At 35.5% G+C, this 24,083-nt stretch carries 27 protein-coding genes; 18 read left to right on the forward strand and 9 right to left on the reverse strand.

Going from position 1 to position 24,083, the window contains the following annotated elements; translation table 11 throughout:
• The first annotated feature begins 3 nt into the window (after positions 1–3).
• From ACWPWS_RS08875 to nhaA, 16 genes are all read left to right on the forward strand, one after another.
• Positions 4–2,901: a DUF6443 domain-containing protein gene (locus tag ACWPWS_RS08875; protein WP_454046222.1), complete on the forward strand. Its 2,898-nt coding sequence runs from the start codon at positions 4–6 to the stop codon at positions 2,899–2,901.
• Positions 2,902–2,913: 12 nt separating this feature from the next.
• Positions 2,914–3,093: a hypothetical protein gene (locus ACWPWS_RS08880; RefSeq protein ID WP_454046223.1), complete on the forward strand. Its 180-nt coding sequence runs from the start codon at positions 2,914–2,916 to the stop codon at positions 3,091–3,093.
• 187 nt (positions 3,094–3,280) lie between these two features.
• Complete coding sequence (locus tag ACWPWS_RS08885) at positions 3,281–3,562, forward strand: hypothetical protein (RefSeq protein ID WP_454046224.1); 282 nt, start codon at positions 3,281–3,283, stop codon at positions 3,560–3,562.
• Between the two features lie 83 nt (positions 3,563–3,645).
• Complete coding sequence (locus ACWPWS_RS08890) at positions 3,646–4,068, forward strand: hypothetical protein (protein WP_454046225.1); 423 nt, start codon at positions 3,646–3,648, stop codon at positions 4,066–4,068.
• 338 nt (positions 4,069–4,406) lie between these two features.
• Complete coding sequence (locus ACWPWS_RS08895; RefSeq protein WP_454046895.1) at positions 4,407–4,598, forward strand: RHS repeat-associated core domain-containing protein; 192 nt, start codon at positions 4,407–4,409, stop codon at positions 4,596–4,598.
• On the forward strand, positions 4,535–4,924 hold the full coding sequence (locus ACWPWS_RS08900; RefSeq protein ID WP_454046226.1) for a hypothetical protein: 390 nt from the start codon (positions 4,535–4,537) through the stop codon (positions 4,922–4,924). Before ACWPWS_RS08895 ends, ACWPWS_RS08900 begins: the two co-directional genes overlap by 64 nt.
• Entirely contained in the window at positions 4,839–5,282 is a 444-nt protein-coding gene (locus ACWPWS_RS08905) for a hypothetical protein (protein ID WP_454046227.1), read from the forward strand. The genes ACWPWS_RS08900 and ACWPWS_RS08905 overlap by 86 nt, the downstream gene beginning before the upstream one ends.
• Positions 5,283–6,347: 1,065 nt before the next feature.
• Entirely contained in the window at positions 6,348–6,677 is a 330-nt protein-coding gene (locus tag ACWPWS_RS08910) for a hypothetical protein (protein WP_454046228.1), read from the forward strand.
• 466 nt (positions 6,678–7,143) lie between these two features.
• Positions 7,144–7,347 carry a hypothetical protein gene (locus ACWPWS_RS08915; protein ID WP_454046229.1) on the forward strand — a complete coding sequence of 68 codons (204 nt, stop codon included), beginning with the start codon at positions 7,144–7,146 and terminating at the stop codon, positions 7,345–7,347.
• On the forward strand, positions 7,332–7,511 hold the full coding sequence (locus tag ACWPWS_RS08920; protein ID WP_454046230.1) for a hypothetical protein: 180 nt from the start codon (positions 7,332–7,334) through the stop codon (positions 7,509–7,511). Before ACWPWS_RS08915 ends, ACWPWS_RS08920 begins: the two co-directional genes overlap by 16 nt.
• Before the next feature lie 654 nt (positions 7,512–8,165).
• Positions 8,166–8,564, forward strand: coding sequence for a hypothetical protein (locus ACWPWS_RS08925; protein WP_454046231.1), 399 nt, complete (start codon positions 8,166–8,168; stop codon positions 8,562–8,564).
• A gap of 212 nt (positions 8,565–8,776) precedes the next feature.
• Positions 8,777–8,995: a hypothetical protein gene (locus ACWPWS_RS08930; RefSeq protein ID WP_454046232.1), complete on the forward strand. Its 219-nt coding sequence runs from the start codon at positions 8,777–8,779 to the stop codon at positions 8,993–8,995.
• Between the two features lie 211 nt (positions 8,996–9,206).
• Positions 9,207–9,617 carry a hypothetical protein gene (locus tag ACWPWS_RS08935; RefSeq protein WP_454046233.1) on the forward strand — a complete coding sequence of 137 codons (411 nt, stop codon included), beginning with the start codon at positions 9,207–9,209 and terminating at the stop codon, positions 9,615–9,617.
• 569 nt (positions 9,618–10,186) lie between these two features.
• A complete protein-coding gene (locus ACWPWS_RS08940) occupies positions 10,187–10,552 on the forward strand; it encodes a hypothetical protein (RefSeq protein WP_454046234.1) in 366 nt (121 codons plus the stop codon).
• Positions 10,553–10,661: 109 nt separating this feature from the next.
• A complete protein-coding gene (locus ACWPWS_RS08945; protein ID WP_209785136.1) occupies positions 10,662–12,872 on the forward strand; it encodes a RelA/SpoT family protein in 2,211 nt (736 codons plus the stop codon).
• A 2-nt stretch (positions 12,873–12,874) separates the two neighbouring features.
• Positions 12,875–14,053, forward strand: coding sequence for a Na+/H+ antiporter NhaA (nhaA, locus tag ACWPWS_RS08950; protein WP_454046235.1), 1,179 nt, complete (start codon positions 12,875–12,877; stop codon positions 14,051–14,053).
• Here nhaA and ACWPWS_RS08955 read toward each other — a convergent pair.
• The gene (locus ACWPWS_RS08955) at positions 14,050–15,063 is read right to left on the reverse strand and encodes a YihY/virulence factor BrkB family protein (RefSeq protein WP_454046236.1); all 1,014 of its coding nucleotides are present in this window, start codon (positions 15,061–15,063) and stop codon (positions 14,050–14,052) included. The genes nhaA and ACWPWS_RS08955 overlap by 4 nt on opposite strands.
• Before the next feature lie 336 nt (positions 15,064–15,399).
• Here ACWPWS_RS08955 and ACWPWS_RS08960 point away from each other — a divergent pair, with 336 nt between their 5' ends.
• Positions 15,400–15,873 (forward strand): 23S rRNA (pseudouridine(1915)-N(3))-methyltransferase RlmH, encoded by a 474-nt coding sequence (locus ACWPWS_RS08960; RefSeq protein ID WP_454046237.1) that lies wholly within the window; start codon positions 15,400–15,402, stop codon positions 15,871–15,873.
• A gap of 160 nt (positions 15,874–16,033) precedes the next feature.
• Here ACWPWS_RS08960 and ACWPWS_RS08965 read toward each other — a convergent pair whose 3' ends face one another.
• From ACWPWS_RS08965 to ACWPWS_RS08980, 4 genes are all read right to left on the reverse strand, one after another.
• A complete protein-coding gene (locus ACWPWS_RS08965; RefSeq protein WP_105683549.1) occupies positions 16,034–16,486 on the reverse strand; it encodes a tRNA (cytidine(34)-2'-O)-methyltransferase in 453 nt (150 codons plus the stop codon).
• Between the two features lie 69 nt (positions 16,487–16,555).
• The gene (locus ACWPWS_RS08970; RefSeq protein ID WP_454046238.1) at positions 16,556–17,368 is read right to left on the reverse strand and encodes a tetratricopeptide repeat protein; all 813 of its coding nucleotides are present in this window, start codon (positions 17,366–17,368) and stop codon (positions 16,556–16,558) included.
• A complete protein-coding gene (locus ACWPWS_RS08975) occupies positions 17,365–17,931 on the reverse strand; it encodes a phosphatase PAP2 family protein (RefSeq protein ID WP_209785142.1) in 567 nt (188 codons plus the stop codon). Before ACWPWS_RS08975 ends, ACWPWS_RS08970 begins: the two co-directional genes overlap by 4 nt.
• Before the next feature lie 3 nt (positions 17,932–17,934).
• Positions 17,935–18,276, reverse strand: a complete 342-nt coding sequence (locus ACWPWS_RS08980; RefSeq protein WP_105683551.1) for a Sec-independent protein translocase subunit TatA/TatB — start codon at positions 18,274–18,276, stop codon at positions 17,935–17,937.
• A gap of 362 nt (positions 18,277–18,638) precedes the next feature.
• On the opposite strand from ACWPWS_RS08980, the gene ACWPWS_RS08985 reads away from it, so the two are divergent.
• Positions 18,639–19,583, forward strand: a complete 945-nt coding sequence (locus ACWPWS_RS08985; protein ID WP_454046239.1) for a hypothetical protein — start codon at positions 18,639–18,641, stop codon at positions 19,581–19,583.
• 85 nt (positions 19,584–19,668) lie between these two features.
• On the opposite strand, the gene ACWPWS_RS08990 is transcribed toward ACWPWS_RS08985, so the two are convergent.
• The 4 genes from ACWPWS_RS08990 to ACWPWS_RS09005 all read right to left on the reverse strand — a co-directional run bounded on the left by ACWPWS_RS08990 (position 19,669) and on the right by ACWPWS_RS09005 (position 23,907).
• Complete coding sequence (locus ACWPWS_RS08990; RefSeq protein ID WP_209785144.1) at positions 19,669–20,469, reverse strand: arylamine N-acetyltransferase family protein; 801 nt, start codon at positions 20,467–20,469, stop codon at positions 19,669–19,671.
• A 100-nt stretch (positions 20,470–20,569) separates the two neighbouring features.
• Positions 20,570–21,823: a TCR/Tet family MFS transporter gene (locus ACWPWS_RS08995; protein ID WP_209785145.1), complete on the reverse strand. Its 1,254-nt coding sequence runs from the start codon at positions 21,821–21,823 to the stop codon at positions 20,570–20,572.
• Between the two features lie 160 nt (positions 21,824–21,983).
• Positions 21,984–23,252, reverse strand: a complete 1,269-nt coding sequence (locus ACWPWS_RS09000; protein ID WP_454046240.1) for a hypothetical protein — start codon at positions 23,250–23,252, stop codon at positions 21,984–21,986.
• Between the two features lie 82 nt (positions 23,253–23,334).
• Positions 23,335–23,907 (reverse strand): hypothetical protein, encoded by a 573-nt coding sequence (locus ACWPWS_RS09005; protein WP_454046241.1) that lies wholly within the window; start codon positions 23,905–23,907, stop codon positions 23,335–23,337.
• Positions 23,908–24,083 lie beyond the last annotated feature (176 nt).

The following is a 24,083-nucleotide window of genomic DNA, read 5'->3' on the forward strand; positions in this document are numbered from 1 at the left end:
CCGATGAAAAGAATTTTAAATATACTCAGTATTTTATGGATATCGGGATATTCGTATGCCCAGACCCTAAATGCTACCACTACTGAAAACTATGTATACACGAAGACCTGTCTGGATAGAGACTGCATTAAAAAATCGGAAGCTATACAGTATTTTGACGGACTGGGAAAAGTAAAACAAACAGTAGCCATCAAAGCCACTCCATCCGGCAACGATGTCGTTAATCATATAGAATACGATGGATATGGAAGGATCGCAAAAGAGTATCTTCCAATCCCGCAAAACAGTACTCAGAACGGGGCAATCTATACCTCTCCCCTGTTGAATGCTCCGGCAATATTCGGACAGGAAAAAATTTATTCTGAAAACCAGTTTGAAAATTCCCCTTTAAGCAGGATTGACAAGATTAAGCCTTTAGGAAATGATTGGACACTCCATCCTATACAAATGGGATATAGCGCCAATATAGCCGGAGAGGTGAAAAAATATACTGCAACCAATTCATGGGCAAATGACGCCACCCTTTCTGAATTGAACGAAAATGGAACCTATGGGGCTAACCAGCTGATGAAGACCTCTACCACAGATAGTGACGGCAATACGACCACTGAGTTTAAAAACACGGATGGACAAACTATTTTAATCCGTAAAAATGATGGAACCCAGAATGTAGATACCTACTACGTTTACAATGACTTTGGAATGCAGGTTTTTGTCATTACCCCATTAGCCGCAAAAACTACGGTAGATCTGAATGCCTTAAATACCCTCTGCTATCAGTACCGTTATGACAGCTTAGGAAGACTTGTCGAAAAAAAGCTGCCGGGAAAAGATTGGGAATATATGGTGTATGATAAAGCGGACAGAATGATTCTTTCCCGTGATACCAATATAAAGCAGAACAATCAATGGCTGATGACCAAATATGATGAATTGGGAAGACCAGTTTATACAGGGCTTTTAACCGGAGGAGACAGAGCTACAAGGCAAAATGACCTGAAAAACCTAATTATCACAGAGAAAAGAAGTACAACCGGTTTTTCCAGAAGCGGGACTACCGTTTATTACACTGAGAATTATTTCAGCGGCGAAACACCGGTAATTTTAAGTGTCAATTACTATGATACTTATCCACAGGGCACCCCGGCAAAGCCTGCTCTTATTTTTGGACAGGAAGTTACAGGAGATAATATGAGTTCTTCTCAGAATACCAAAAACCTTTCTACAGCATCCTATATAAAGAATATTAATGATGATAACTGGACCTATAACTGGAACTGGTATGATGCTAAATCCAGGGTAATAGGAAGCCATACAATCAATCATTTGGGAGGATATACGAAAACAGAAATAAAACTGGATTTTGCAGGCACTACAATTCAAAGTAAAGTCTACCACAAAAGACTACAAAGCGACCCGGAACGAGTGATCAGTCAGTTTTTTGAATATGATAATCAAAACAGGCTGTTGGTACACAAACACCAGATTGATAATAATACTGTCGAAATTCTGTCTCAAAACGAGTATAATGAATTATCCCAACTGAAAAGAAAAAAAGTAGGAGGAACAGCACCTGCCAACCCTCTGCAAAGTATAGACTATACCTACAACATCAGAGGTTCCCTTATTAAGATCAATGATCCTGTTAATCTGAATGGAAAATTGTTCGGATACGGAATTAAATATACCAATCCGGAATACAGCAATGTAGGCCCGGGAAAATACAATGGGAATATTGCTGAAATTGACTGGCAGAATGCTTCTGAAAATGTTCAGAAAAGATATACTTATACCTACGACGGACTGAACAGACTGAAGGATGCCGTTTATTCTGAACCTGCTTCTACCGCACCGTTTAATAATTATTATAATGAATATCTGACTTATGATCTGAATGGAAACATTAAAACCTTAAAAAGAAATGCCTTCCCAGTCACAGGAACTACCGCCACTCAGGTAGATGATCTGACCTACGATTATAGCGGAAACCGCCTGATCAGAGTAACAGAGAACGCATTGAATGACACAGGATATGAAGGCGGAAATAATCTCATTACCTATGATGTGAATGGGAATATGAAAGATATGCTGGACAAAGGAATACAGTCTATCAGTTATAATTTTCTGAACCTACCCGATACTTTTGATATTGTACAGAATGCATTTGGCAATCCTATTAATAATACGCTTACCTATTTGTATCGTGCTGATGGAACTAAATTCAGAAAAATCTATACCACTAAAACAACAGGAAGGGCGGCAAGAACTACCATCCAAACGACAGATTATCTGGATGGGTTTCAATATACTATTGAAGAAGGAATTACCTGTCTAACATGTAGAACCACTAATGCTTATGAACAGCAGGCTTACAAAGGGATTTCTGAGCTTGGAAAAGTAATCGCACCACAATGGAAACCTGATTTTGTAGTGACAGCAGAAGGATATTACAGTTTCTCAGAAAACCGTTATATTTACCAGTATAAAGACCATCTTGGAAATACAAGGATAAGTTTTGCAAAAGACAGCGAAGGCGCTCCTGAAATTATTGATACCAACAACTATTATCCTTTTGGATTAAACCATATCGGAAATACATTTTCTCCATTTGGAAGTTTCTACAGTTACAAGTACAATGGAAAAGAACTTCAGGAAAGCGGAATGTACGACTACGGAGCAAGAATGTATATACCAGATTTGGGAAGATGGGGCGTAACAGATCACTTAGCAGAAGCATTCAGACGATTTAGCCCTTATCATTATGCAGCAGATAATCCTGTAATGTTTGTAGACCCGGATGGGATGAGAAGTGTGCCTTATGATGGAGGTGTTATCAATCATGTTCCTGAGGGCTCATGGTGGTTTGCCGGGGTAAATGGAATTTTACTCCCGAATATGTAGAAAAGGGTGGACTTGGGAAACGAAATGGTGGTGGTGCTCCGCAAACTTTTGGAAAGACACAGGCATACAGATTTAATGGCAGCCGTTCAAAACGGAGGAGAATTTTCATTAACTACCAAAAACGGCTATATGAGCTGGTGGACAGGAGGTGCTGAAGGAGATGCCAATACAGCACGAAATGGTAGGATATGATGAAACTTGTGAAGGTACGCATCAAGTAATTGGTATAGTCCCCAGGAAAAACTGGTTTTTTGGCTTGGGGAAGTATATCTTTACTTAAAGGAGCCGTAAATTCTGAAAGGATGTACACTCAAGGTTTAAGAAGAGGAATAACCAGTAATTATGTATTAAAGGAAGAAATCTGAGTTTATTTGGTAACATGCCAGCGACAGATGCATCTTTACCAATTGCCAAAATGATAAAAATAGGAAGTGCAGTAGGTAAATATTCGTTTTTCTTAGGTGTGGCATTTGATGGTGTGGGTGTCATAAATTATGCAGCTAATCCAAACTCTCCTAATGCAGTAGATCCTAAAAAAGCAGGCTTAAATACAGTAATGGGTTATCTAGGATGGAAAGGGGGAGCTTACGGAGCTGTGATTAGTACTCTATATTTTGGAATAGATAATTTTTTATCCGGGAGGATGGATTGGTGCTTCTGAAACAGCAACAAGAACCGAAGAATATGAACAACATATCACTGGTCATCCATTTTTAGTAATTCTTCAATAAAATTTTAAAAACTATGTCAATTAAAAAAATGTACTATTATCTTTTTTATAAACTTTATAAACATTACGAAAATAGTTCAGAACCATGGTTAAGCAACTGGAAAGCAGGAGTTTCAATAGGGATATTAGAAATATGGTTATTACTATCTATAGGAAATTATTTTTTAATAACAACAAATAAAACTGTTCATTTAAATCTTTTACAACCTATTGTTATTATACCTGTTACAATTGTTTTTATATTTAATTATCTATCATTTGATTATAAAGATACCTGGAAGAAATATAATGAAGAGTTTGATCAATTATCTAGAGATCAAAATAAGAAAGGTGGTGTTATAATTTGGAGCATAATAATATTAATAATAACAAATATGATTTTTTCATATTTGTTATTATTGAAAAGCAAAAATAAATCATACAGGACCCTATTCTAAAAAGAGTTTATAAAACAACAAAAAATAAAAGACTCCATAGATCATGCAAATTATATAAAAGAATGCAGAACATTAGAGATGGAAGATAATTGGTTTCAATGATTATAGGTAATGTTCCAAACATGTTGAAAATGAATTAGAGTGTTGATTTTCAATACTCTAATTCATGAATATAAAAACACCAATGGCAGTGCAGAAGCTCTTGAAGAAAACAACTATTATCCTTTTGAAGTAAAGCATTTAGAATATAATACTAGTAGGAGATCCATCTTACAATTACCAGTACAATGGTAAGGAATTACAAAAGGAAACCGGCTGGAATGATTACGGAGCAAAGAATGTATATACCAGATTTGGGAAGATGGGGCGTAACAGATCCCTTAGCAGAAGCATTCAGACGATTTAGCCCTTATCATTATGCAGCAGATAATCCTGTAATGTTTGTGGACCCGGATGGGATAGAAGTGTGCCTTATGATGGAGGTGTTATCAATCATGTTCCTGAGGGCTCATGGTGGTTTGCCGGGGTAAATGGGAATTTTACTCCCGAATATGTAGAAAAAGGTGGACTTGGGAAACGAAATGGTGGTGGTGCTCCGCAAACTTTTGGAAAGACACAGGCCTACACAGATTTAATGGCAGCCGTTCAAAACGGAGGAGAATTTTCATTAACTACCAAAAACGGCTATATGAGCTGGTGGACAGGAGGTGCCGCAGGAGATGCAAATACAGCTCAAGAGATGATTGCACATATGATGAAGCTTGGAGACAATGCATCAACTGATTGGTATGGTCTTGCAGGAAAAACTGGTTTTTGGTACCGCAGGAGTTTTGAGTGGTACTGCAGGAGTTATTGACTCTCATAACATGTATTCACAAGGTATTAGGAGAGGAATATCTGGAAACTATCAACTTACAGGTAGAAACCTAAGCCAATTTGGTAAGATGGCGATGACTGATGCAACACAACCTGTTTCTAAAATTACAAGAGGCGCAAAAATAGCTGGAACATTTTCTTTTGGACTAGGAGTAATATTTGATATTGCAGCAGTTTCAACAAATAAAATTTCACCAGGAAAATTTGTTCTAAATACAGGTATGGGAGTAGCTGGCAATTGGGGTGGTCCAATTGGAGCTTCTCTTGGTACAGTATATTTTGGAATAGATAATTTTTATGATGATGGGAAAGAAATCAAGGATGGCCAGGATTTTTAATAATGCGAATAATTTTCAAAGAGAGTTAGACGAGGGAATTAATAGTGCAGGCCTCTATAGAGTTATTTTTTGGCTCATGAACCCAAATAAAAATTTGATTATGAAAGAAATTTAAAAAAGCATATTATTATATTTTTTATAAGATTTATAAATCAATAATATATACTTCTGACAAAGTTGGGGTGAGTTTTGGAGTGACTTTAAAGCAGGAATAGCATTATTAGCCCTTGAACTTTGGTTTTTGGAACAATTTTAAACTATTATGCTATTATAACTAATACAAAATTGTTACTACTACTATATTTATAATTTTATTGATTCCTCTAGTATTTCTTTCTATACTACATTATTTTGCATTTATTCATACAGATATTTGGAAAGAATATAGTAAACAATTTGATAAATTATCTGAAGAAAAGAATAAAAAAGGTACTATAATAGTTTGCATAATAGCTGTTTTTATAGCAAGTAATTTTTTGGGATCTATCTTTCTATTACAAAAGTTTATATTTTAATATATAAAATCATGAATAAAATAGAAAAAGCGTATTATTATTTTTATTATAAAATTTATAAATCAATAGAGTATACTTCTGAAAAGGTTGGAGGAGCTTTTGGACTGATTTTAAAACAGGCATTGTAATAGGAACTTTAGAAATATGGCTCCTTGCTTCAGGATTAATTTATTATTCTATAATAAAGAATATTAAACTTAATCTTACTTTCACTAATCCTATAGTATTACTCCTCTAACATTACTTTTATATTGAACTATTTTGCATTTATCCATACAGACACTTGGAAAGAATATAATGCAGAATTCGATAAATTACCGAAAGATCAAAATAAAAAAGGAGCGATTATTGTTTGGACAATTATTGCTTTTATTACTATTAATTTTTGGATCAGCTTATTATTTACAAAAATATATTCTTAAAATGTATTAATAAATATAATAGAGTATTGAATTTCAATACTCTATTTATATAATTATGGAAAAAATAAAAAAAGTATACTATTATATCTTTATAAGATTTATAAATCAATTATATATATACTTCTGAAATGGTTGGAGGTACATTTTGGACTGATTTTAAAGCTGGATTAGTAATTCTGACTCTTGAACTTTTTCTTTGGATGGCCCTTCTAAATTATTACTCACTAGCAAATAACATACGATTCGATTTAACAGTGGCTAGCCCTATTCTTTTTATCCCACTAATATTAGCTTGTATATTAAATTATTATCTTTTAATTCATACAGACGGGTGGAAAGAATATAATAAAGAGTTTGACCAATTACCTATTGAAAAAAATAAAAAAGGAGGAATAATTGTTTGGTGTACAGTTGCTTTAATAGTTATCAACTTATTTTTTCATATTATCTATTATTAATGAGAGCTAAACGAAATCAAACTGGGCCATATTCTAGAGAATATATCCAACAACAGAAAATTAAAGATTCAATTAGTGATGCAAAATATAAGATAGATCATCAATAACTTTAAGCAATTCAGAAATTAATTCAATTCTCTGAATTCATTTTCATTCGAATGAAAAAAATTTAAAGCATATTATTATATTTTACACCTTGGGAAGCTTATAAAAACTGGGCCGATTGGGGAGCCAATACTACTGGAGCAGGATTTAAATATTTTGCTGATCAAAGAACAGCGATATATAATAGTGGATATTGGATGGATAATCTTGGACAAATGAGAAGTACTGCATATGCAGGAAGAGCCAGAGGATCATTAATAGGACTAAGAAGCGATTATGTAAGAAATACTGCAATGCTTGGAAAATACGAGGTGCTGGATATGTAGGATATGCAATCAGTGCTGGACAAATAGGATATGGGATGTATCAAGATGGTGGAAAGTTTGGAGTTAGAGTTCAAGTTGCATCTGTTGGTGTAGTTGGAGGAATTATAGGAACTATTGTTGGTCCTGAAGGTACAGTTGTTGGAGCTGCTACATTTGAAGGTCTTGCTCCTCCAGTACATTGGTCAACTGTAGCAAGATTGGCGGGTTATGCAAGAATAGGCATATGGAGTTACCTTTAATGTTTAATGGAGATAGTGGGTTTTCTGCTAATTCTAAACCGATTACAGGTGCTATTGATATTCCTGTTACTACAACAGCTGATGAATCAGACCCAGAAGAAACAATTACTTTATATAGAGGGTTTCATCAAAAATATTTCATAATGATAACAGCCAATATATAAATGCACATTTTGGAATTGCTATTCCGAAAGGATATTATCAAATAGGATTCACTTGAAGAGTATCATAGTGATATGTTTGATCATGCGTCGGGAAATAACCTTAGTATTTGGACAAAGCTGGACTACTAGTAAGGAAACTGCTAGAGATTTTGCTACAGGAATAGCTTTTGGGCCAGCAGTTCCTGGAATTATAATGTCAAAAAGTTTTAAGATTGGTGTAGCAAATCCTAATCCCCACACTTAAGGTGAAAGCGAATGGCTTGTTCCTGGAGTAGTTTATGGTGCAAAAGTAAGTATATGTTCTCCCTAGATCTGGACAATAAATAGATTTAATTTAATAATTTACTATAAAAATGAAAGAATTGATAAAACATAAAATAAAGAATATGATCCTCAATTAAATGAATTTGAAATTTCATATTCAAATCATGCTTTAATTCTTGATGATTTAGTTTCCTTGTATAAGGAAGAAATAAGATGGCTAAAGTGAAAGTATAAAAGATTAACATCTAATATTTTAAATAACTTTCTTTTAATTAAAAATGAATCTATTGAATATGTAAAATTTGTTGTTGTAAGATATGATATTACGAGTAGGCTATTTGTTTTTGCAGCAGATTATTCAAAGGTTTTTTTTTGATTTTACATCTCCGAGTGAAAACAATTCAAAATCAATTAAAAATTAAAGAAAACCAGTCTATTGTTGCCGGGGTAAATGGGAATTTTACTCCCGAATATGTAGAAAAGGGTGGACTTGGAAAACGAAATGGTGGTGGTGCTCCGCAAACTTTTGGAAAGACACAGGCCTACACAGATTTAATGGCAGCCGTTCAAAACGGAGGAGAATTTTCCCTGAAAACCAATAATGGTTATATGAGCTGGTGGACAGGAGGTGCTGCTGGAGATGCTACAACTGCTCAGGAGATGGTAGGACATATGATGAAATTATTAGGTAATGGTTTATTAGGACTTACGAATGATATAGAAAGTGCAAGTCATTCTTTAATGAAATATCAAACAGAAGATTTTTTAAAGACACTGAAAAACATTTAAATGGACAATTAGGAAATGCTAATATGATAATAGATGAGTATAATAAATTATCTAATGTAAACAAAATAAACGCTTCAACGTTTCTTTCAGCTGTTAGTGGTATTAGAGCTGGAAAAATTTTAAGATCAACCGAAGGATTTATGAATTCTGTGGGCAAAATTTCTAAAGATTAGGCTATGTTGGTACAGCTTTAACTGCTGGGGTAACATTATATGAGTTTGGAACTGATATGGGATGCCCATTCAATTGTAAATCTTGGTCTATTAGGTGCAACAGCCGTTGCTACATTTGCCACAGCTCCTGTTATAGTTGCAGCAGCTCCTGCCATCCTTGCAGGGATTGCGATTTATGGAGTAGCCGACTACATGTTTGGAGTAAGTGATCAGTTAGATAAAGGTATTGGTAGAAAATCCACAATTTGGTACCCCTAAAAATATTAAATGAAAAAATATAAAATTAAAAATTTTTCAATAAAAAGACTAATATTGTTTATGTCTTTTGCTTTTATATTAATAATATTATTAACTATACTAACTTCTCTTTATTATAATCCAAAGGTTTTCCTGCGCTTGTACTTTTGCATTAACAGCTTTAAGCTTTATGTTAATTAAAAATAATTGTACAATTACATATAATATAATATTGGAGAATGACTATATTTCATTTAATAATAAAAAAATTGATATAATAGATATTCGTAATTATAATTTTAGTGAAACTGAAAAATTTTACGGATGTAGATTAGTATTTAAGTCTTACAAAATTTTCTTAAATATTCCTAAAAAAGACAGTGGGAATTATTTAGATTTTAAAGAAGATTTAATTGAAATTATTACTTTGCAGAATAGAAAAAGAAGTAATGATCTGATTGTTGAATACAATTGGTATAATACTAAATTAGCTAAGATTTATGGTTATATAATGATTGGAATAGTGTTAACCTGGCTAATGGTAATGTTTCCTAATAAATTGAATTTATCAAATTTAGGATTGTTCTTAATTGTTTCAATAGGATTAAGTTCTATAATTTATAAGATTTTTAACAAATCATAAAAAGTCGGGAGACTTCGAGGCGGGAATCTGGAATGATTCCCGCTTTATTATATTTTGGTGTGAATTTTTTTATCTGAGAAAATCTAATCTAATTGGAGTATATAAAATAAGACACTATACTGCTACACGAACGAAATAATAAGTTGTCTGATGAAATAGGTACTCTAATCTTAAACTTGAAAAATTATCCTGGAAATAAACTAAGATTCGTAACCTTGTTAGGAGAAAAATATTATGGAATTTTCTATTTGACTGAAGATTTTAATAAAGTTATTGGATATCTAGATAGAGAAATTGATAATAGCGAATTTGATTTAATGAAGCAAGAATAGTATTATAAACATTGAAGATTATACAAAAATATTCATATGTATGAATAAAAATAGAATATTCACCATTAATCAACATTATTCAATTGTTAAAATTAAACACCCGTTCAATAATTATTCTTAAACATTGCCTCACTCTATTGAAAACAGAATATTAATTAACAAATTTTATTGCCTTAAACGCAATGATAATCAGAAAATTATTACTAACTTTAATGAGAACTTTAAAACCAATTAACTATGTCACATATATTAGCTGGAGTATTTGGTCATCACAGCGACTACAAAAAACTGGAAAGTGATCTGGAAAATTCAGGATTCGGAACTTCAGATTACATCGTATACCTTAATGATGGTTCCGGTAATTCCCAATATTTGGCAAGTGTTACCGTTAATGATCTTAATCAGATTGACCTTGCACGGAATGCATTTGTTCAGAATGCAGCATTGAAATCCTATTTATTTGAAAACATGAACATCAATGAAACCAATTATGATACTATCAAAAGGTATATTGATGCAAGAAACAGAGCTGAAATACACACCAGCCCTGAAATTAAGATCAAAACATCAAGCGATGGTATGAATTCTGAAGTGAAATTCTAATCGATATAAAATCTAATAGCCGAAGGTCCGCAGTGTATGCTGCGGATCTTTTATCTTTGAAAAAACTAAAAAATTTCGTATTTTCGTCTTATTATAGGCATGTGCACAAATGAGCTACGATTTAGAACAAGAGAATAAAGAGATCCTCGCAAGATATAAGGACCTGATTTCTAATACATACAGAACATTGGATGAGGAAAACAATAAACTCATCCGAAAGGCATTCGATATCGCGCTGGATGCCCACAAGGATCAAAGGAGAAAATCCGGAGAACCTTACATCTACCACCCCATTGCTGTTGCTAAAATTGTAGCAACAGAGATTGGTCTGGGGGCAACTTCTATTGCCTGTGCCCTGTTGCATGATGTGATTGAAGATTCTGATTATACCTACGAAGACCTGAAAAAAATATTCGGAGAAAAGATTGCCAATATCGTGAATGGACTGACCAAAATCTCCATCATGAACCATCAGAATATTTCTGTACAGTCTGAAAATTACAGGAAACTGTTATTGACATTATCTGAGGATTTCAGAGTAATTCTGATTAAAATTGCTGACCGTCTTCATAATATGAGGACTCTGGAAAGCATGGCTCCGGATAAGCAGAAAAAAATTGCTTCAGAAACAGTTTATATCTATGCTCCGATGGCTCACCGTCTGGGATTGTATAACATCAAATCTGAGCTGGAAGATCTTTCCTTAAAATACAACAGCCCCGAAGTATACAACGAGATCACGGAAAAATTGGAATTGGCCAAGGAAAGTCGTGAAAGATATATCGAAGAATTTAAAAAAGAAGTGTCAGAAAGGCTTCATGAAGAAGGCTTGAACTTTAAAATCAAAGGCCGTGCAAAAGCCATCTCTTCCATTTACAGAAAAATGCTGAAGCAGGGCGTTTCCTTTGAAGAGGTTTTTGACAACTATGCCATCAGGATTATTTATAAATCAGATGCAAAAAATGAAAAATTTCTCGCCTGGAAAATCTACTCTATCGTTACGGATGTTTACCACAGTAACCCTTCAAGAATGCGTGACTGGATTACTCAGCCCCGTTCTACAGGATATGAAAGTTTACATTTAACGGTTTTAGGTCCGGACAGAAAATGGATTGAAGTACAGATCCGTTCCGAAAGAATGGACGAAATTGCCGAAAAAGGAGTTGCCGCTCACTACAAATACAAAGAAGGTTACAAACAGAGTTCTGATGACAGAAATTTTGAAAAGTGGGTAACCGAGATCCGTGAAGTACTGGAACAGCAGCAGAACCTTTCTACTTCGGAGCTTTTGGATAATATTAAACTAAACTTATATTCCAAAGAAGTATTTGTCTTTACCCCGAAAGGAGAAATTAAAATTCTGCCAACCAATGCTACGGCTCTGGATTTCGCATTCTCTGTTCACTCCGATCTGGGAATGAAATGTTTAGGCGCAAAAATCAACGGAAAGCTGGTTCCTATTTCCTACATCCTTCAAAATGGAGATCAGGTAGATATTCTTTCTTCACAGAATCAGAAACCCAAATCTGACTGGCTGGAATTCGTAGTGACTTCAAAAGCCAAATCAAAGATTAAAAGTTATCTGAACTCTCAGAAAAACCAGTTGGTAGAAGAAGGAAAAGAAATCCTGCAAAGAAAACTTCGTCATGCAAAAATTAATTTCAATGATGACGAAATTAATAAACTTCAGAAATTCTTTAATTTAAAATCATCTCAGGAGCTCTTCCTTAAATTCCAAAGCAATGAACTGGATGTAAGCAGCCTGAGAAAATATATAGAAAGCAAAAACGTATTCAATAACTTACTTTCAAGATTCAGAAAATCACCTTCAAAAAACCAGCACTTCGAGGAACCGAAAGAGGAAAACCTTGACATGATTGTCTTTGGGAAGGACGAAGAGAAGCTTAATTACACCTATGCAAAATGCTGTACCGTGATTCCCGGTGACAAAATCTTCGGATTCATTACCATTTCAGATGGAATCAAGGTGCATAGTGACAGCTGTCCGAATGCCATCAATCTGAGAGCACAGTATGATTACCGTGTCATCCCTGCCAAATGGGTGAATGCAGAAAGCTTCAAAAACAGAGTGAAAATTGAAATTGAGGGACTTGACAGAATGGGAATGATCAATGATATCACAACGGTCATCAGTGGAAGTATGGGAATGGATATGAAAAGTATGTCTATTGAATCCAACAATGGTGTTTTCACAGGAAATATCAACCTTGAAGTCAAAAATAAAGGTCAGTTAGAAGAGACCTTTAAAAAACTTAAAAATATTAATGGTGTTTCCAGAGTGAGACGAGTACAATCATAGACATGAATTTATCTCTTTATTTTAAAAAATTTTTCAACAACAGCCAGTCCTCAGGAATTATTCTTATTTTCTGTGTACTGATTTCATTGCTTATTGCCAATTCATCCGCTGCAGAAAACTTTCAGCATTTTTTAGACAAGGAAGTAGGCACTCATCTTTTTGGATTGGAATATCCTATCAGTATCTGGATCAATGACGGACTGATGGCTGTATTTTTTCTTTTGGTGGGACTTGAAATAAAACGTGAACTTGTAGAAGGTGAACTTTCATCCTTTAAAAATGCCTCTCTCCCAATTTTTGCAGCCGTAGGCGGAATGCTTATTCCCGCTGTAATCTACAGCATTTTCAATACAGGAACGGAATACAGCAATGGTTGGGGAATTCCTATGGCTACAGATATAGCCTTTTCTCTGGCCATCATTTCAATGCTGGGTAAAAAGATTCCTAATTCTATCAAGATATTTTTAGCTGCATTAGCTATTGTAGATGATCTGGGGGCTATTCTGGTGATTGCCGTGTTCTATACAGACCAGATTCACTGGATCTACCTTCTCTTATCTTTTGGAGTAACAGCCCTGCTTTTTATTTTAAACTTCTTAAAAGTAACCAAAACTATATTTTATATCATTCCGGGACTGTTTTTATGGTATTTCCTTCATCATTCCGGAATTCATGCTACGATAGCAGGTGTTTTGCTTGCATTTTCCATTCCTACCAATGCTTCCAATGTAGAAATTTCACCGTTGGAAAAACTGGAACATCAACTTCATATTCCGGTAAGTTTTCTGATTATGCCGATATTTGCTTTAACGAATACCAATATCACTTTTTCCAGCGAAATGGTGGCCGGGGTTACGAGTACATTAGGATTGGGAATTATCTGCGGATTGGTATTGGGTAAGCTTATTGGAATCAATTTATTCTCATGGATTGCCATCAAATTAAAACTGAGTTCGCTTCCGCAAAACAGTAACTGGCTTCAGATGATCGGAGTAGGTTTATTGGCCGGAATCGGGTTTACCATGTCCATATTTATCGCACTTCTTTCCTTTAAAGGTGAAATTCCTATTCAGGATGAAGCGAAGTTTGCCATTTTAATTGCTTCTTTTATTGCTGCAATTGCAGGATTTACCATTCTAAGTGTAAGCTCAAAAGAAAACCCTGAACTGGAAGAAAATTAATCTTTCTTCTGGTTCTCCAGCTTTCTTTTATGTTCCACATCACTCTCAAAATCAGGTTCAGCAATCTGGGCATGATATCCTGAGGTTTCTTTCTGGATCTCATCAGACAGCAGCTTTTCTATTCTGAGTTTTCTGATCGCCATATTCAGTTCGTTTCCGAATAAGAGTAGATATACGTTTACATTCACCCAAACCATCAGGAGAATCATACTTCCTATGGATCCGTACAGAACGTTATATCGTGCAATATCCTTTACATAAATGGCAAAAATATAAGTGGTAACCACAAACAGAACAGTTGTTAAAATAGCTCCTGGAACCGCTTGTCGGAATCTGGTAATTTTCACGGTACCCAGCCAGTAAAATAACGTTAAAAGTATAAAGTAAAAAAGTGGGAAAGAAACGAATCCAATAATGCTGGAAAGGTTATCTACAAGCCAGGAAACATCATAAGCCGGCGTAAAAAGCTTCATTACAACCTCTACATAATATACTCCAAAAAGCGCTAAAAAAACAATGGTGATAAAGCCTATCGTAATAAAGAATGAAAGAATAAACTCCTTTACATCACTCAGCTTCTCATCAGAATTCTCATTGAAACCATTAATGAGAGAAAAAGTACCATTGGTTGCAAAGACAAGTGCAAGAACGATCGTCAGATTACTGATCCCTTTCATATTCGGGATAATATTATTCTCTATATACCCTCTTACATCACCTTCCATATTCGAAGGAAAAACATTATGCATCAGCACATCAAAAATATAGAACTGCAGTTTATCATAATGCGGCATATAAGGTAAAACGGAAAGTAAAAACAGAATAAACGGAAACAAACTTATGGTAAAGCTCCAGGAAATTGCTGCCGCTTTTCGTCCTATTTTTCCTTTGAAAATCCCGGAGATATAAATCTGAAACATCTGCCAAAGCGATATTCCCAAAACAGGAATATGGATGCTGTCAAAAAACTCTTGAATCTTCAAAATAAATTTAGGAACCTTTACACTCATCGATCTGTTTGTCTTTATACAAATGTAGGGGAATTAAATTAAATAGGGAAAAGATAGGGGGTAGATGTTAGGTAGCAGGTGGCAGGTTTTAGGGATTAGGGGTTTGAGTTTGAGAGTTTGAGAGTCGGAGGGCTTTAAAGTTTAAGGTTTAAAGTTCAAGGTTCAAGGTAACCCGCAACTAATATAACTTGCAGCTTGAATCCCGAAACTCACAACCAAATAACCAGCAACAAAATATACTCGCAACTCGCAACAAATAATCTTGCAACCCGCAACTAAAAAACCAGCAACAAATTAACCGCGAAACCCTATCTTTGCGGTCTGAAACTTCTTACAATGCGAATCAGTTTACTTTGTATCGGCAAAACAGACGATAAGGAAATTACCTCTTTAATCAATTATTATCTCAACCGTTTACCCAAGCACTGGAATTTCGAAATTACTGAAATTCCGGATGTTAAAAATGCCAGAAACCTATCTCCAGACCTTCTTAAAAAAGAAGAAGCTAAACTATTTTTAAATCATATTGATAAAAACGATCTGGTGGTCATTCTTGATGAAAAAGGAAAACAGTTTACCAGCCGTGAATTCTCACAGAAAATTGATACCTGGATGAATTCTTCAGTAAAGAAAGTACATATTCTGATTGGAGGAGCCTATGGATTTTCTGAAGATATCTACAGCAGAGCAAATGAAAAAATGTCTTTATCCAAAATGACTTTTACCCATCAGATGATCCGTCTGTTTATTGTAGAGCAGCTTTACCGTGCTGATCAGATACTACAGGGAAAACCCTATCACAACGATTAAAATAAAAGAGGCTCTCAAGAATGTCATTCTGACGAAGGAAGAATCTCACCAATACAATTTCTGAGATTCTTCACTATATTTCTGAACTGCGTTCGCAGACTTTCAGTCTGTGTTCAGAATGACAAAAGCCAAATAATTTGACTTTTGAGCCAACATATCTCTATTTCAAACTGATTTGTCTCTTTGCTTCTCCTACGACGAATGCCACGGAGTTCGCGATATTAAAACTCCTGATGAGTTTCGACATAGGAATTGTTAAATGGTTTTCAAAACGGTCCAGAACCTCTTTGCTCAATCCTACACTTTCCTTTCCGAAAACCAGCCAGTCTCCATCCTGAAAATCAGTTTCCAGGTATGATTTTTCAGCATGTGAGCTCATTAAAAAAACGCGCGACTGATCAGGAATCGTTTTAACCCACTCATCAACATCCGCATATTCAGAAACATCGAGATGTACCCAATAATCCAATCCCGAACGCTTCAGATTTTTATCATTAATTACAAATCCAAACGGATGAATCAGGTGTAATCTGCTTTCGGTTCCTACACACAATCTTCCGATATTTCCTGTATTATTAGGTATTTCAGGTTCTACAAGAACAATATTCAACATCTCTCTATCTCTTTATTCGTTTTTTAAACTGTTAGGTAAGGATTTATTTAAATGATTGGGTGCTTTTATTTATTTCTTGATACATTTAGCGTAAACATCCGTCAATACCGCTTTTTCATACCCAAGAGTTACTGCTTTATCGAAATTTTCGCAGGCTTCTTTAAGTTTAGAGGTATCCATCAGAATCATTGCTTTACTTACATAAGACTGAGCAAATTTCGGATCTATAGAAATCGCTTTGTTGGCATCTGCAAGAGCTTCCTTATATTTTTTCATTTTAAAATAAACATCTGCCCTCCCGTTATAAAGCAATGATTCCGGTTTTTCGGCAAGAAGCTTATTATAATCTTTTAAAGCGCCGTCCAGATCGCCATTATTTTTTTTCAGATTGGCCAATCCTGTTTTTGCAAAAAGATTATCAGGAGCAAAGGTCAGAATCTGATTAAGGTCTTTGATGGCAAGATCTTTTTTTCCCTGACTGTCATAAATTTTGGAACGTGTAAGATATAAATCCGGAGTTTCAGCATTCACCTGAAGTCCCTTTTCTATATATTCCAATGCTTTTATCTTATTTCCTTTCTGACTGTAAAGTGATGAGAGATTTGCATATACAGAAACCGACATAGGATTTGCTTTCAGTGCAGATTCGTAGGATTTAAAAGCCTGAGTCGTTTTTCCAAGCCTTCTCTGAGCTGTACCAAGGTAGTCGTAATATTCCGATTGAAATTTTTGAATCTGTTCTTTCTCTGCCAGTTTTAAATACTGCTCTTCAGCACATTTATAGTCGGCTTTGTTAAAACATTCTTCAGCCAGTTTTTTATCCTGGGCATAAGAACTAATCAAGAAACAGAGGGAAGTTACTGCTAATAAAGTTTTTTTCATGAAGTTATAGTTTGTTTGTTGATGACTTTTTTGGCGAGTGCACCAAATATCACTCCCAATAAAGATCCAACAAACGCCCCCACCAAAATATCTATCGGGAAATGCACTCCTAAATATATACGGCTGTAGGAAACTACTATAGCCCACACAAATATAGCATATGGAAACCATTTAAGTTTATTTTTTAATAAAATACTTAAAAAGGAAGCCAAAAAGAATGTATTGGAAGCATGAGCAGAATAAAAACCAAACTGTCCGCCACATTTCACAATTCTCATGTGATGTTCCAACGTAGGATCATGACAGGGTCTCAGCCTTGCCACACCATACTTGAAAACACTGGCCAACTGGTCAGAAACCGTTGCCCCGATAGCCAAAAATATAAGGATAAAAACTAAAGATCTTAGTTTATAATTTTTGTATAAAAAATAAAGAAATATAATGTAAAGAGGCACCCAGATCCAGGTACTTGAAATCAACATCCAAAACTGATCGAAAGATGAATCTCCTAGATTATTAAGGTAAAGAAATACCTTCTTATCTTCCTGAATAATTTCCTCCATAGATTATCTGCTTACAGGTCCTTCATAAGTCTCATCATCTGCCGGCTTCGGTTTTGGAGGCTCATTAGAAGCTACAGAAGTAGGTTCTGTCAGAATATCTTTTTTGATATCATTCATCGGGTTGAAATCCTTTGCAGCATCTTTTACCTTTTCAATCTCACGTTTGATTTCAGAAACAGGATTATCTGTTTCCTTCATGATTTCTGTTTTAATATCTTCCACTGCTCCACGCATTTTTCTAACGCCTGCACCTAGGTCACGCGCAATCTGAGGCAGTTTATCCGGACCGAATAATACAACGATTGCAATGGCAATGAGTGCCATTTCTCCAATGCTTAATTCCATGGCGTAAAATTACAAAAGATTATTGCATTTATGGACTGTAAACTAAAAATTTAAACAAATTTTAAGATTTTATAAAGTTCTGGGCGTTCGGGTAACGAGGTTTATTTTGTTGCTGGTTGTTTTTGTTGCTCGTTAGCTCAAAACCTTAAACCTTAAACCTTAAACCTTAAACCCTAAACTTTAAACTCTCTAATCCCTAATCCCTAATCCCTAATCCCTAATCCCTAATCCCTAATCCCTATAACCTGCTACCTAACATCTGCCACCTCCTACCTACGAATTAACAAATATTTAATTCAAAACAATGAGAATTACGCAACAATTATGTATATTTATAACACACAACCAAATACATATTAATTATGAAAAAACTAGTGACTACCTTTAAAGTTTTCGCCGTTTTATCGGTATTGGCACTCAACAGCTGCCAGAATGAAAGCAACGAAATGAACCAGCAGGAAATAGTTCAGGCTAAGGTAACGGTAGATGACCTGAAAAAAGAGATCACTTCTCTTCCTTCACAGGCTGTTCCTGAAGCTGTACAAATTCAATTGGATGAATCCGGCAAAAATCTTGAAACCTATTTAAAAAATGATTTACAGATTGTTGGTGTAGCAGTTCTTGGAAAAATTTCAGACCAGAAAGGTATTGAGCTTTCCAAAAGCCTGATTACAGATAAAGATCAGTTCATTGCATCCGGAAACATACTGGATCCATCTTCTGTAAAAATCGGAAAAATTGGAGATTTATATAGCGGAGATGATCTGACAACTGCCCAGCAGGGATTAAAAGAGGCTGTCACTGAAGAAGTAAAACCAGGCATCAATGTGATGGAAGTAACATGGAACAGCAAAAACGGGAAATTTACCACATTATGTTTCTATGGTGATTCGGGAATTATCTGGGATAATATCTTTGGAGGTCTTGTGATGGTGGATACCCGTGGGCATTCTGAAGCATCTGACGAAGCTTCTAAAGTAGCATCTAAATGGTATAAACAATGGTGGACCGCCAACTGGCTATGGGGCTCTAAGAGAGGTGAAGCCGGGTATCAGATTACCATTTATTACTCCGGTTCTACAGTTTCCAATGCAGATGTAAGTGACTGGGGATATATCAGTTTAGGAAAAGCAAAAAGCGAAAGTAAGATTACCAAAAAAACAGGCGCTTACGGGCAATGTCGTTATGCATTAGGGCTTTGTACGCCTACAGGTTCTTTGAGCTTTAATTCTACTAATTTTTCTGTATCATTCTCTGGATTAGGCAGTAATATTGTAAGTAACGGGACAAAATCCCTTTATCCATAATTTTTCATAAAAATCAGATTTCAAAAAAACGGGAAGCTCGCTGAGTTTCCCGTTTTATTTTATACAAAGGCTGTATCACATCCTGCTAAACTCCGGCTTTTGATTTTAAAGCCTCTATTGCATTTTCTTTTAGTCCAAAAGTATTAGTCAGTATTTCATACAACTGCATATCATTTTCTATCGATATGGATTCTTTTTCACCATGATCAGACCGGATGTTCAACACATGGTCTGTATACGTATACCGGACATTCTCATCTACTTTTGAAAGGATCAGTTTATTCTTAAAATGAGAATCCGGATGAGTAGATAAATACCAGTTAGAGATCTCAAGATCAATAGGCTCTACATGCTCAGGAATGAAGCGATATACCGGAAACCATTGTTCTTTTAACATCCAGAGGGTATAGGTTTCTTCTCGATGGGAAACTTTAAATATTCCGTTGGGCGTTTGCTGCTGTTTTTCTTCATTTAAAAGAATCGGTGCCGTAAGGGTAGCCGTTCCAAACCCGCAGTCTATGATATACTTTTCTCCTTCAAAATCAACAATAAGTAACAAATGGGTTTGTGCAGCAACACTGTCTTCCTGTCTGCCCCATACTACCCTTCCCAGCTGAAGCTTTACGTTGAATCCTAAATATTTTAAAACTTCGCTTAAAAGCAGATTTTGTTCATAGCAATATCCACCGCGAGATTCTATAACCAGTTTTTTGAAAATATCATCTAAATTCAGAGAAGGAACTTTTCCTGTATAGGAATCAATATTCTCAAAAGGAATATACTTAGGATGAAGCTGATGTATTTTTTTCAACACCTCCATATTCAACTCCGGAATTCCGGTGAAATGAATCCGTTCAAAATATTTTTCCAGGTCTACTATATTCATAATTTGTTTTTTTTCAAAAGTGAGCAAAACTATTTCTGTAAAATTATTGAATAGATTAACCCAAAGCAGTAGACATGTTCAGAATAGAACAAATCTATTGTTAATGAAAATCTTTTTTCGATGCTAAATCAACTCCATCTTTCCCTTTTTTCTGAAAAGCAGAATACGTAATCACTACACTGGCAGCCATTAAAATAAATGCTAAAAAGAAAGGTGCTCCGGAAAACTTGAATGGCGCTTCATCGTGGGTGAAATAGTAAAACAGATTCGTCATCATCGGAGGTCCGATAATAGAGGTAGCACTCATCAAACTCGTCAATGCTCCCTGAAGCTCTCCCTGTTCATTGGAAGGAACACTTTTTGTGATGACAGACTGTAAAGCCGGTCCACAAATTCCTCCTAAACAATAAGGTACCAAAAATACAAACATCATCCAGCCTTCTGATGCAAAAGCAAACAACAACATTCCTACAGCATAGAAAGCCAATCCGTAATAAATACTTTTCTGTTCTCCCAGCCTTGGTGTTGTCCACCGGATAAGACCACCTTGTACAAGGCCTACCAATAATCCTACAACTCCTAATGAGATTCCCACCATTCTTTCCGTCCAGCCGAACTTATACATGGTAAAGAAACTCCAGTTACTTTGTACAGCATGACCTGCAATATAAATTAATATCAATGAAACGATCATTCCGGAAATTTCAGGGTGTTTCCCTAAAAACTTAAATGAACCTATAGGATTGGCTCGCTTCCAGTCAAATTCTCTTCTTTTATCTTTATCCAAACTTTCGGGAAGGATGAAATACCCATAAAGGAAATTAAGTAAACATAAACCTGCTGCAGCATAGAAAGGAACTCTGGCACCATAATGTCCAAGAACTCCACCCAGAACAGGTCCTATAATAAATCCAAGACCAAAAGCTGCCCCTATCAGTCCAAAATTTTTGGCTCTGTCTTCATCAGTGGAAATATCTGCGATATAGGCACTGGCCGTTGTGACACTGGCACCCGTAATTCCGGCAATAACCCTTCCTAAAAACAGCCACCAGATGGTAGGAGCTAAGGCAAGGAAGATATAATCTACCGCAAATCCAAAAAGAGAAATCAAAATAATAGGTCTTCGTCCGTATTTATCACTCAGGTTTCCGACAAGCGGAGAGAAAATAAATTGGGTAAATGCATAGGCAAATCCCAGCCAGCCACCATATTTTGCAGCTTCGCTGATATCTGCATGAATGAGCTCCTCAATCAATTTAGGAACAACAGGAATGATGATTCCCCATCCTGTAATATCTATCAGTAAAGTAATAAATATGAAGCCTATAGCTGCTTTTTTCTTTGAATTTTCCATGATGGTGCAAAATTAATCAAATCTGGAAAATAATGATTCTAAATTGCATCGTATTAAAGAAGTATAATAGTAAAAGTAAGCCGATATATTTGATAAGAACAAAATACCTGCTTCAGACTCATTGCTGAAACAGGTATTTATCAATTAGAAACCAGAGGTATTAATTGCTGTTCAGCTTTGTATAGAGCACTCTGTTGGTGATGATACATTTGATCAGACAGCTTTGTTTTAAAGTTACCTTAACCACATTACTGTATTGATAAGCCGTTGTATTTCCGTTCAGTACAGACCTCACTCCTCTACGGTAATAGGTGGTCTGTGTAACCGGTGGAGCATCATAGGCAGCAGATGTTGCATTCGTAATATTCGAGAATGTTATATTATCTGCGGAACTTTGCCATTGATATTCTGCAGCACCACTCACCTGTGCAGTAATAGTCTGGCTAAATGCTGCAGGATCATTACTGATATCCATACACACGGTTTGGTCTGCGGCAATAGTTCCGGGAATATTTACGGAGTTTACAAAAAGCCGGCCAACAGTAGAAATTGCCTGGAAAGAGCATGTATGAAAACTTGAGTTGGCCACCACTCTGTATTGATTATTATTAAAACCTACCGGAACATTGTTAATGGTAAGGGTTGATGAAGTAACATTAGCATAGTTTGATCCATTGGTCAGATTGGTCCATGTACTTCCGATAAGGACCTGCCACTGGTAATTAATAGTATCCGGTGTTTCATCTGTAGGTGTATTATTAATCACAGCAGTCATTGTTGTAGATCCGCCAACGGCTACCGTTTTATCAGTAGGCTGAGACAGAAAGGTCATCGGGGCAAGATAATACTCAGAAAGGATATTGTACACCCTCATCTGGCTGAATGAGAATCCAATGCCTATAGCTTCACCAAAAGCAAGCTGTACTTCATCCCAGGCTGCCGTAGGAATTACTTTAATGATTCTTCGTTCCTGGTTATCACCAAAATCAAAGAAAAAATGTCCGTTAATCCCTGTACGATAGACTTCCTGTCCATTGTTATAGAAAACAAAGTTTCCACCGTTAAAACTTGGGTTAAAATTGAACCCATCAGAAGCAAAGTCAATATAAACCGGCTTATTTGCCTGAAAATCTGCTCCGCTGGTTCCTACTCCTACATACATACTGCAGAAAAGACCAGCGCCTGTACCCGGCTTCAAAGAGGCAAATGAATTAACATCAGTATCCGTCATATTATTAGGATTAGCCGCTTCTTTTCCCAATCTGAAACAAAGAAAACCACCATCACTTGAACTTGAGGTATTAGTATCCAATATTCTCCCACATCCGCCATTGGGAAGGGTTACCATCTCCTGAGATGTCATTTTACCTGATACCAGAAGACCTATTGTTATAAGCAAATACTGCAATATTAAATTTGTTTTCATCATCAAAATTTTTTAAAGTTAATTATACACGGAGAATACTCATCCCTGGATAAGGATGATGATAATGACTGCACGTCACTTCAATCTATTTGATTACAAATACAATATTGACAAAAGAGCAGGACGTTGCCGTTCCCACCACATCATATTTCAATATGCCGTTGGTATCAATACTTACATTGCTTAATACGGTATTGTCAAAATCGGTTACATAATAATAGAGATCTGAGGCATTGGCAAAGAAAGGTATTGCGCCCGGAGCTCCTGTACTTGAGACTTTTGGGGTAGAAAACTGTGTCTTATAAAGCTGGAACAAGTCTTTTGTTCTTCCCGTCCCTAAAGCAGATGTATCAATGCTGATGGACGGCATATAGAAGAATTTAACAATATTACCGCTGATCGGAATCCAGTTGGGACTGGAAGGTGTTCCGATATTCTGGGTTAATGCCTGTCTTTGGAGATCATAAACCAGCAAACCGTTTGCTGGAGCTGCTATTGTTGACAGATTGGAAACTCTTGGGATCAGTACCCCTTTAGTGGTATTGGTAACATCTAATGCTGCGCTTTTATCAGGATCAGAAATCCCAATTCCTACCTGTGCGAAAAGGAAACTGCCGACACATAATGCCGCAGCAACGAATAATTTTTCTACTTTCATTTTTGTTTTGTTTTATGTAAATATAAAATAATTTACTACATAAAACTCTTATTTTTTAATAATTTTTAAACAGAACGATAATTTTGATACAAACTCGCAAATATCCTTTATTATTCAATGATTACACATAATCAAATTATTCTCTAAAATTAGACTTAATGTATATAATTCTAATT

The sequence above is a fragment of the Chryseobacterium sp. Marseille-Q8038 genome, from assembly GCF_965111995.1.

Bases quoted from the DNA above. Each gene is read 5' to 3' on its own strand.
- ACWPWS_RS08875 (WP_454046222.1), top strand. From the start codon at position 4: ATGAAAAGAATTTTAAATATACTCAGTATTTTATGGATATCGGGATAT.
- ACWPWS_RS08885 (WP_454046224.1), top strand. From the start codon at position 3,281: ATGCCAGCGACAGATGCATCTTTACCAATTGCCAAAATGATAAAAATA.
- ACWPWS_RS08890 (WP_454046225.1), top strand. From the start codon at position 3,646: ATGTCAATTAAAAAAATGTACTATTATCTTTTTTATAAACTTTATAAA.
- ACWPWS_RS08895 (WP_454046895.1), top strand. From the start codon at position 4,407: ATGTATATACCAGATTTGGGAAGATGGGGCGTAACAGATCCCTTAGCA.
- ACWPWS_RS08905 (WP_454046227.1), top strand. From the start codon at position 4,839: ATGCATCAACTGATTGGTATGGTCTTGCAGGAAAAACTGGTTTTTGGT.
- ACWPWS_RS08910 (WP_454046228.1), top strand. From the start codon at position 6,348: ATGGTTGGAGGTACATTTTGGACTGATTTTAAAGCTGGATTAGTAATT.
- ACWPWS_RS08915 (WP_454046229.1), top strand. From the start codon at position 7,144: ATGTATCAAGATGGTGGAAAGTTTGGAGTTAGAGTTCAAGTTGCATCT.
- ACWPWS_RS08920 (WP_454046230.1), top strand. From the start codon at position 7,332: ATGGAGTTACCTTTAATGTTTAATGGAGATAGTGGGTTTTCTGCTAAT.
- ACWPWS_RS08930 (WP_454046232.1), top strand. From the start codon at position 8,777: ATGAGTTTGGAACTGATATGGGATGCCCATTCAATTGTAAATCTTGGT.
- ACWPWS_RS08940 (WP_454046234.1), top strand. From the start codon at position 10,187: ATGTCACATATATTAGCTGGAGTATTTGGTCATCACAGCGACTACAAA.
- ACWPWS_RS08945 (WP_209785136.1), top strand. From the start codon at position 10,662: ATGAGCTACGATTTAGAACAAGAGAATAAAGAGATCCTCGCAAGATAT.
- nhaA (WP_454046235.1), top strand. From the start codon at position 12,875: ATGAATTTATCTCTTTATTTTAAAAAATTTTTCAACAACAGCCAGTCC.
- ACWPWS_RS08955 (WP_454046236.1), bottom strand. From the start codon at position 15,063: ATGAGTGTAAAGGTTCCTAAATTTATTTTGAAGATTCAAGAGTTTTTT.
- ACWPWS_RS08960 (WP_454046237.1), top strand. From the start codon at position 15,400: ATGCGAATCAGTTTACTTTGTATCGGCAAAACAGACGATAAGGAAATT.
- ACWPWS_RS08965 (WP_105683549.1), bottom strand. From the start codon at position 16,486: ATGTTGAATATTGTTCTTGTAGAACCTGAAATACCTAATAATACAGGA.
- ACWPWS_RS08970 (WP_454046238.1), bottom strand. From the start codon at position 17,368: ATGAAAAAAACTTTATTAGCAGTAACTTCCCTCTGTTTCTTGATTAGT.
- ACWPWS_RS08975 (WP_209785142.1), bottom strand. From the start codon at position 17,931: ATGGAGGAAATTATTCAGGAAGATAAGAAGGTATTTCTTTACCTTAAT.
- ACWPWS_RS08980 (WP_105683551.1), bottom strand. From the start codon at position 18,276: ATGGAATTAAGCATTGGAGAAATGGCACTCATTGCCATTGCAATCGTT.
- ACWPWS_RS08985 (WP_454046239.1), top strand. From the start codon at position 18,639: ATGAAAAAACTAGTGACTACCTTTAAAGTTTTCGCCGTTTTATCGGTA.
- ACWPWS_RS08990 (WP_209785144.1), bottom strand. From the start codon at position 20,469: ATGAATATAGTAGACCTGGAAAAATATTTTGAACGGATTCATTTCACC.
- ACWPWS_RS08995 (WP_209785145.1), bottom strand. From the start codon at position 21,823: ATGGAAAATTCAAAGAAAAAAGCAGCTATAGGCTTCATATTTATTACT.
- ACWPWS_RS09000 (WP_454046240.1), bottom strand. From the start codon at position 23,252: ATGATGAAAACAAATTTAATATTGCAGTATTTGCTTATAACAATAGGT.
- ACWPWS_RS09005 (WP_454046241.1), bottom strand. From the start codon at position 23,907: ATGAAAGTAGAAAAATTATTCGTTGCTGCGGCATTATGTGTCGGCAGT.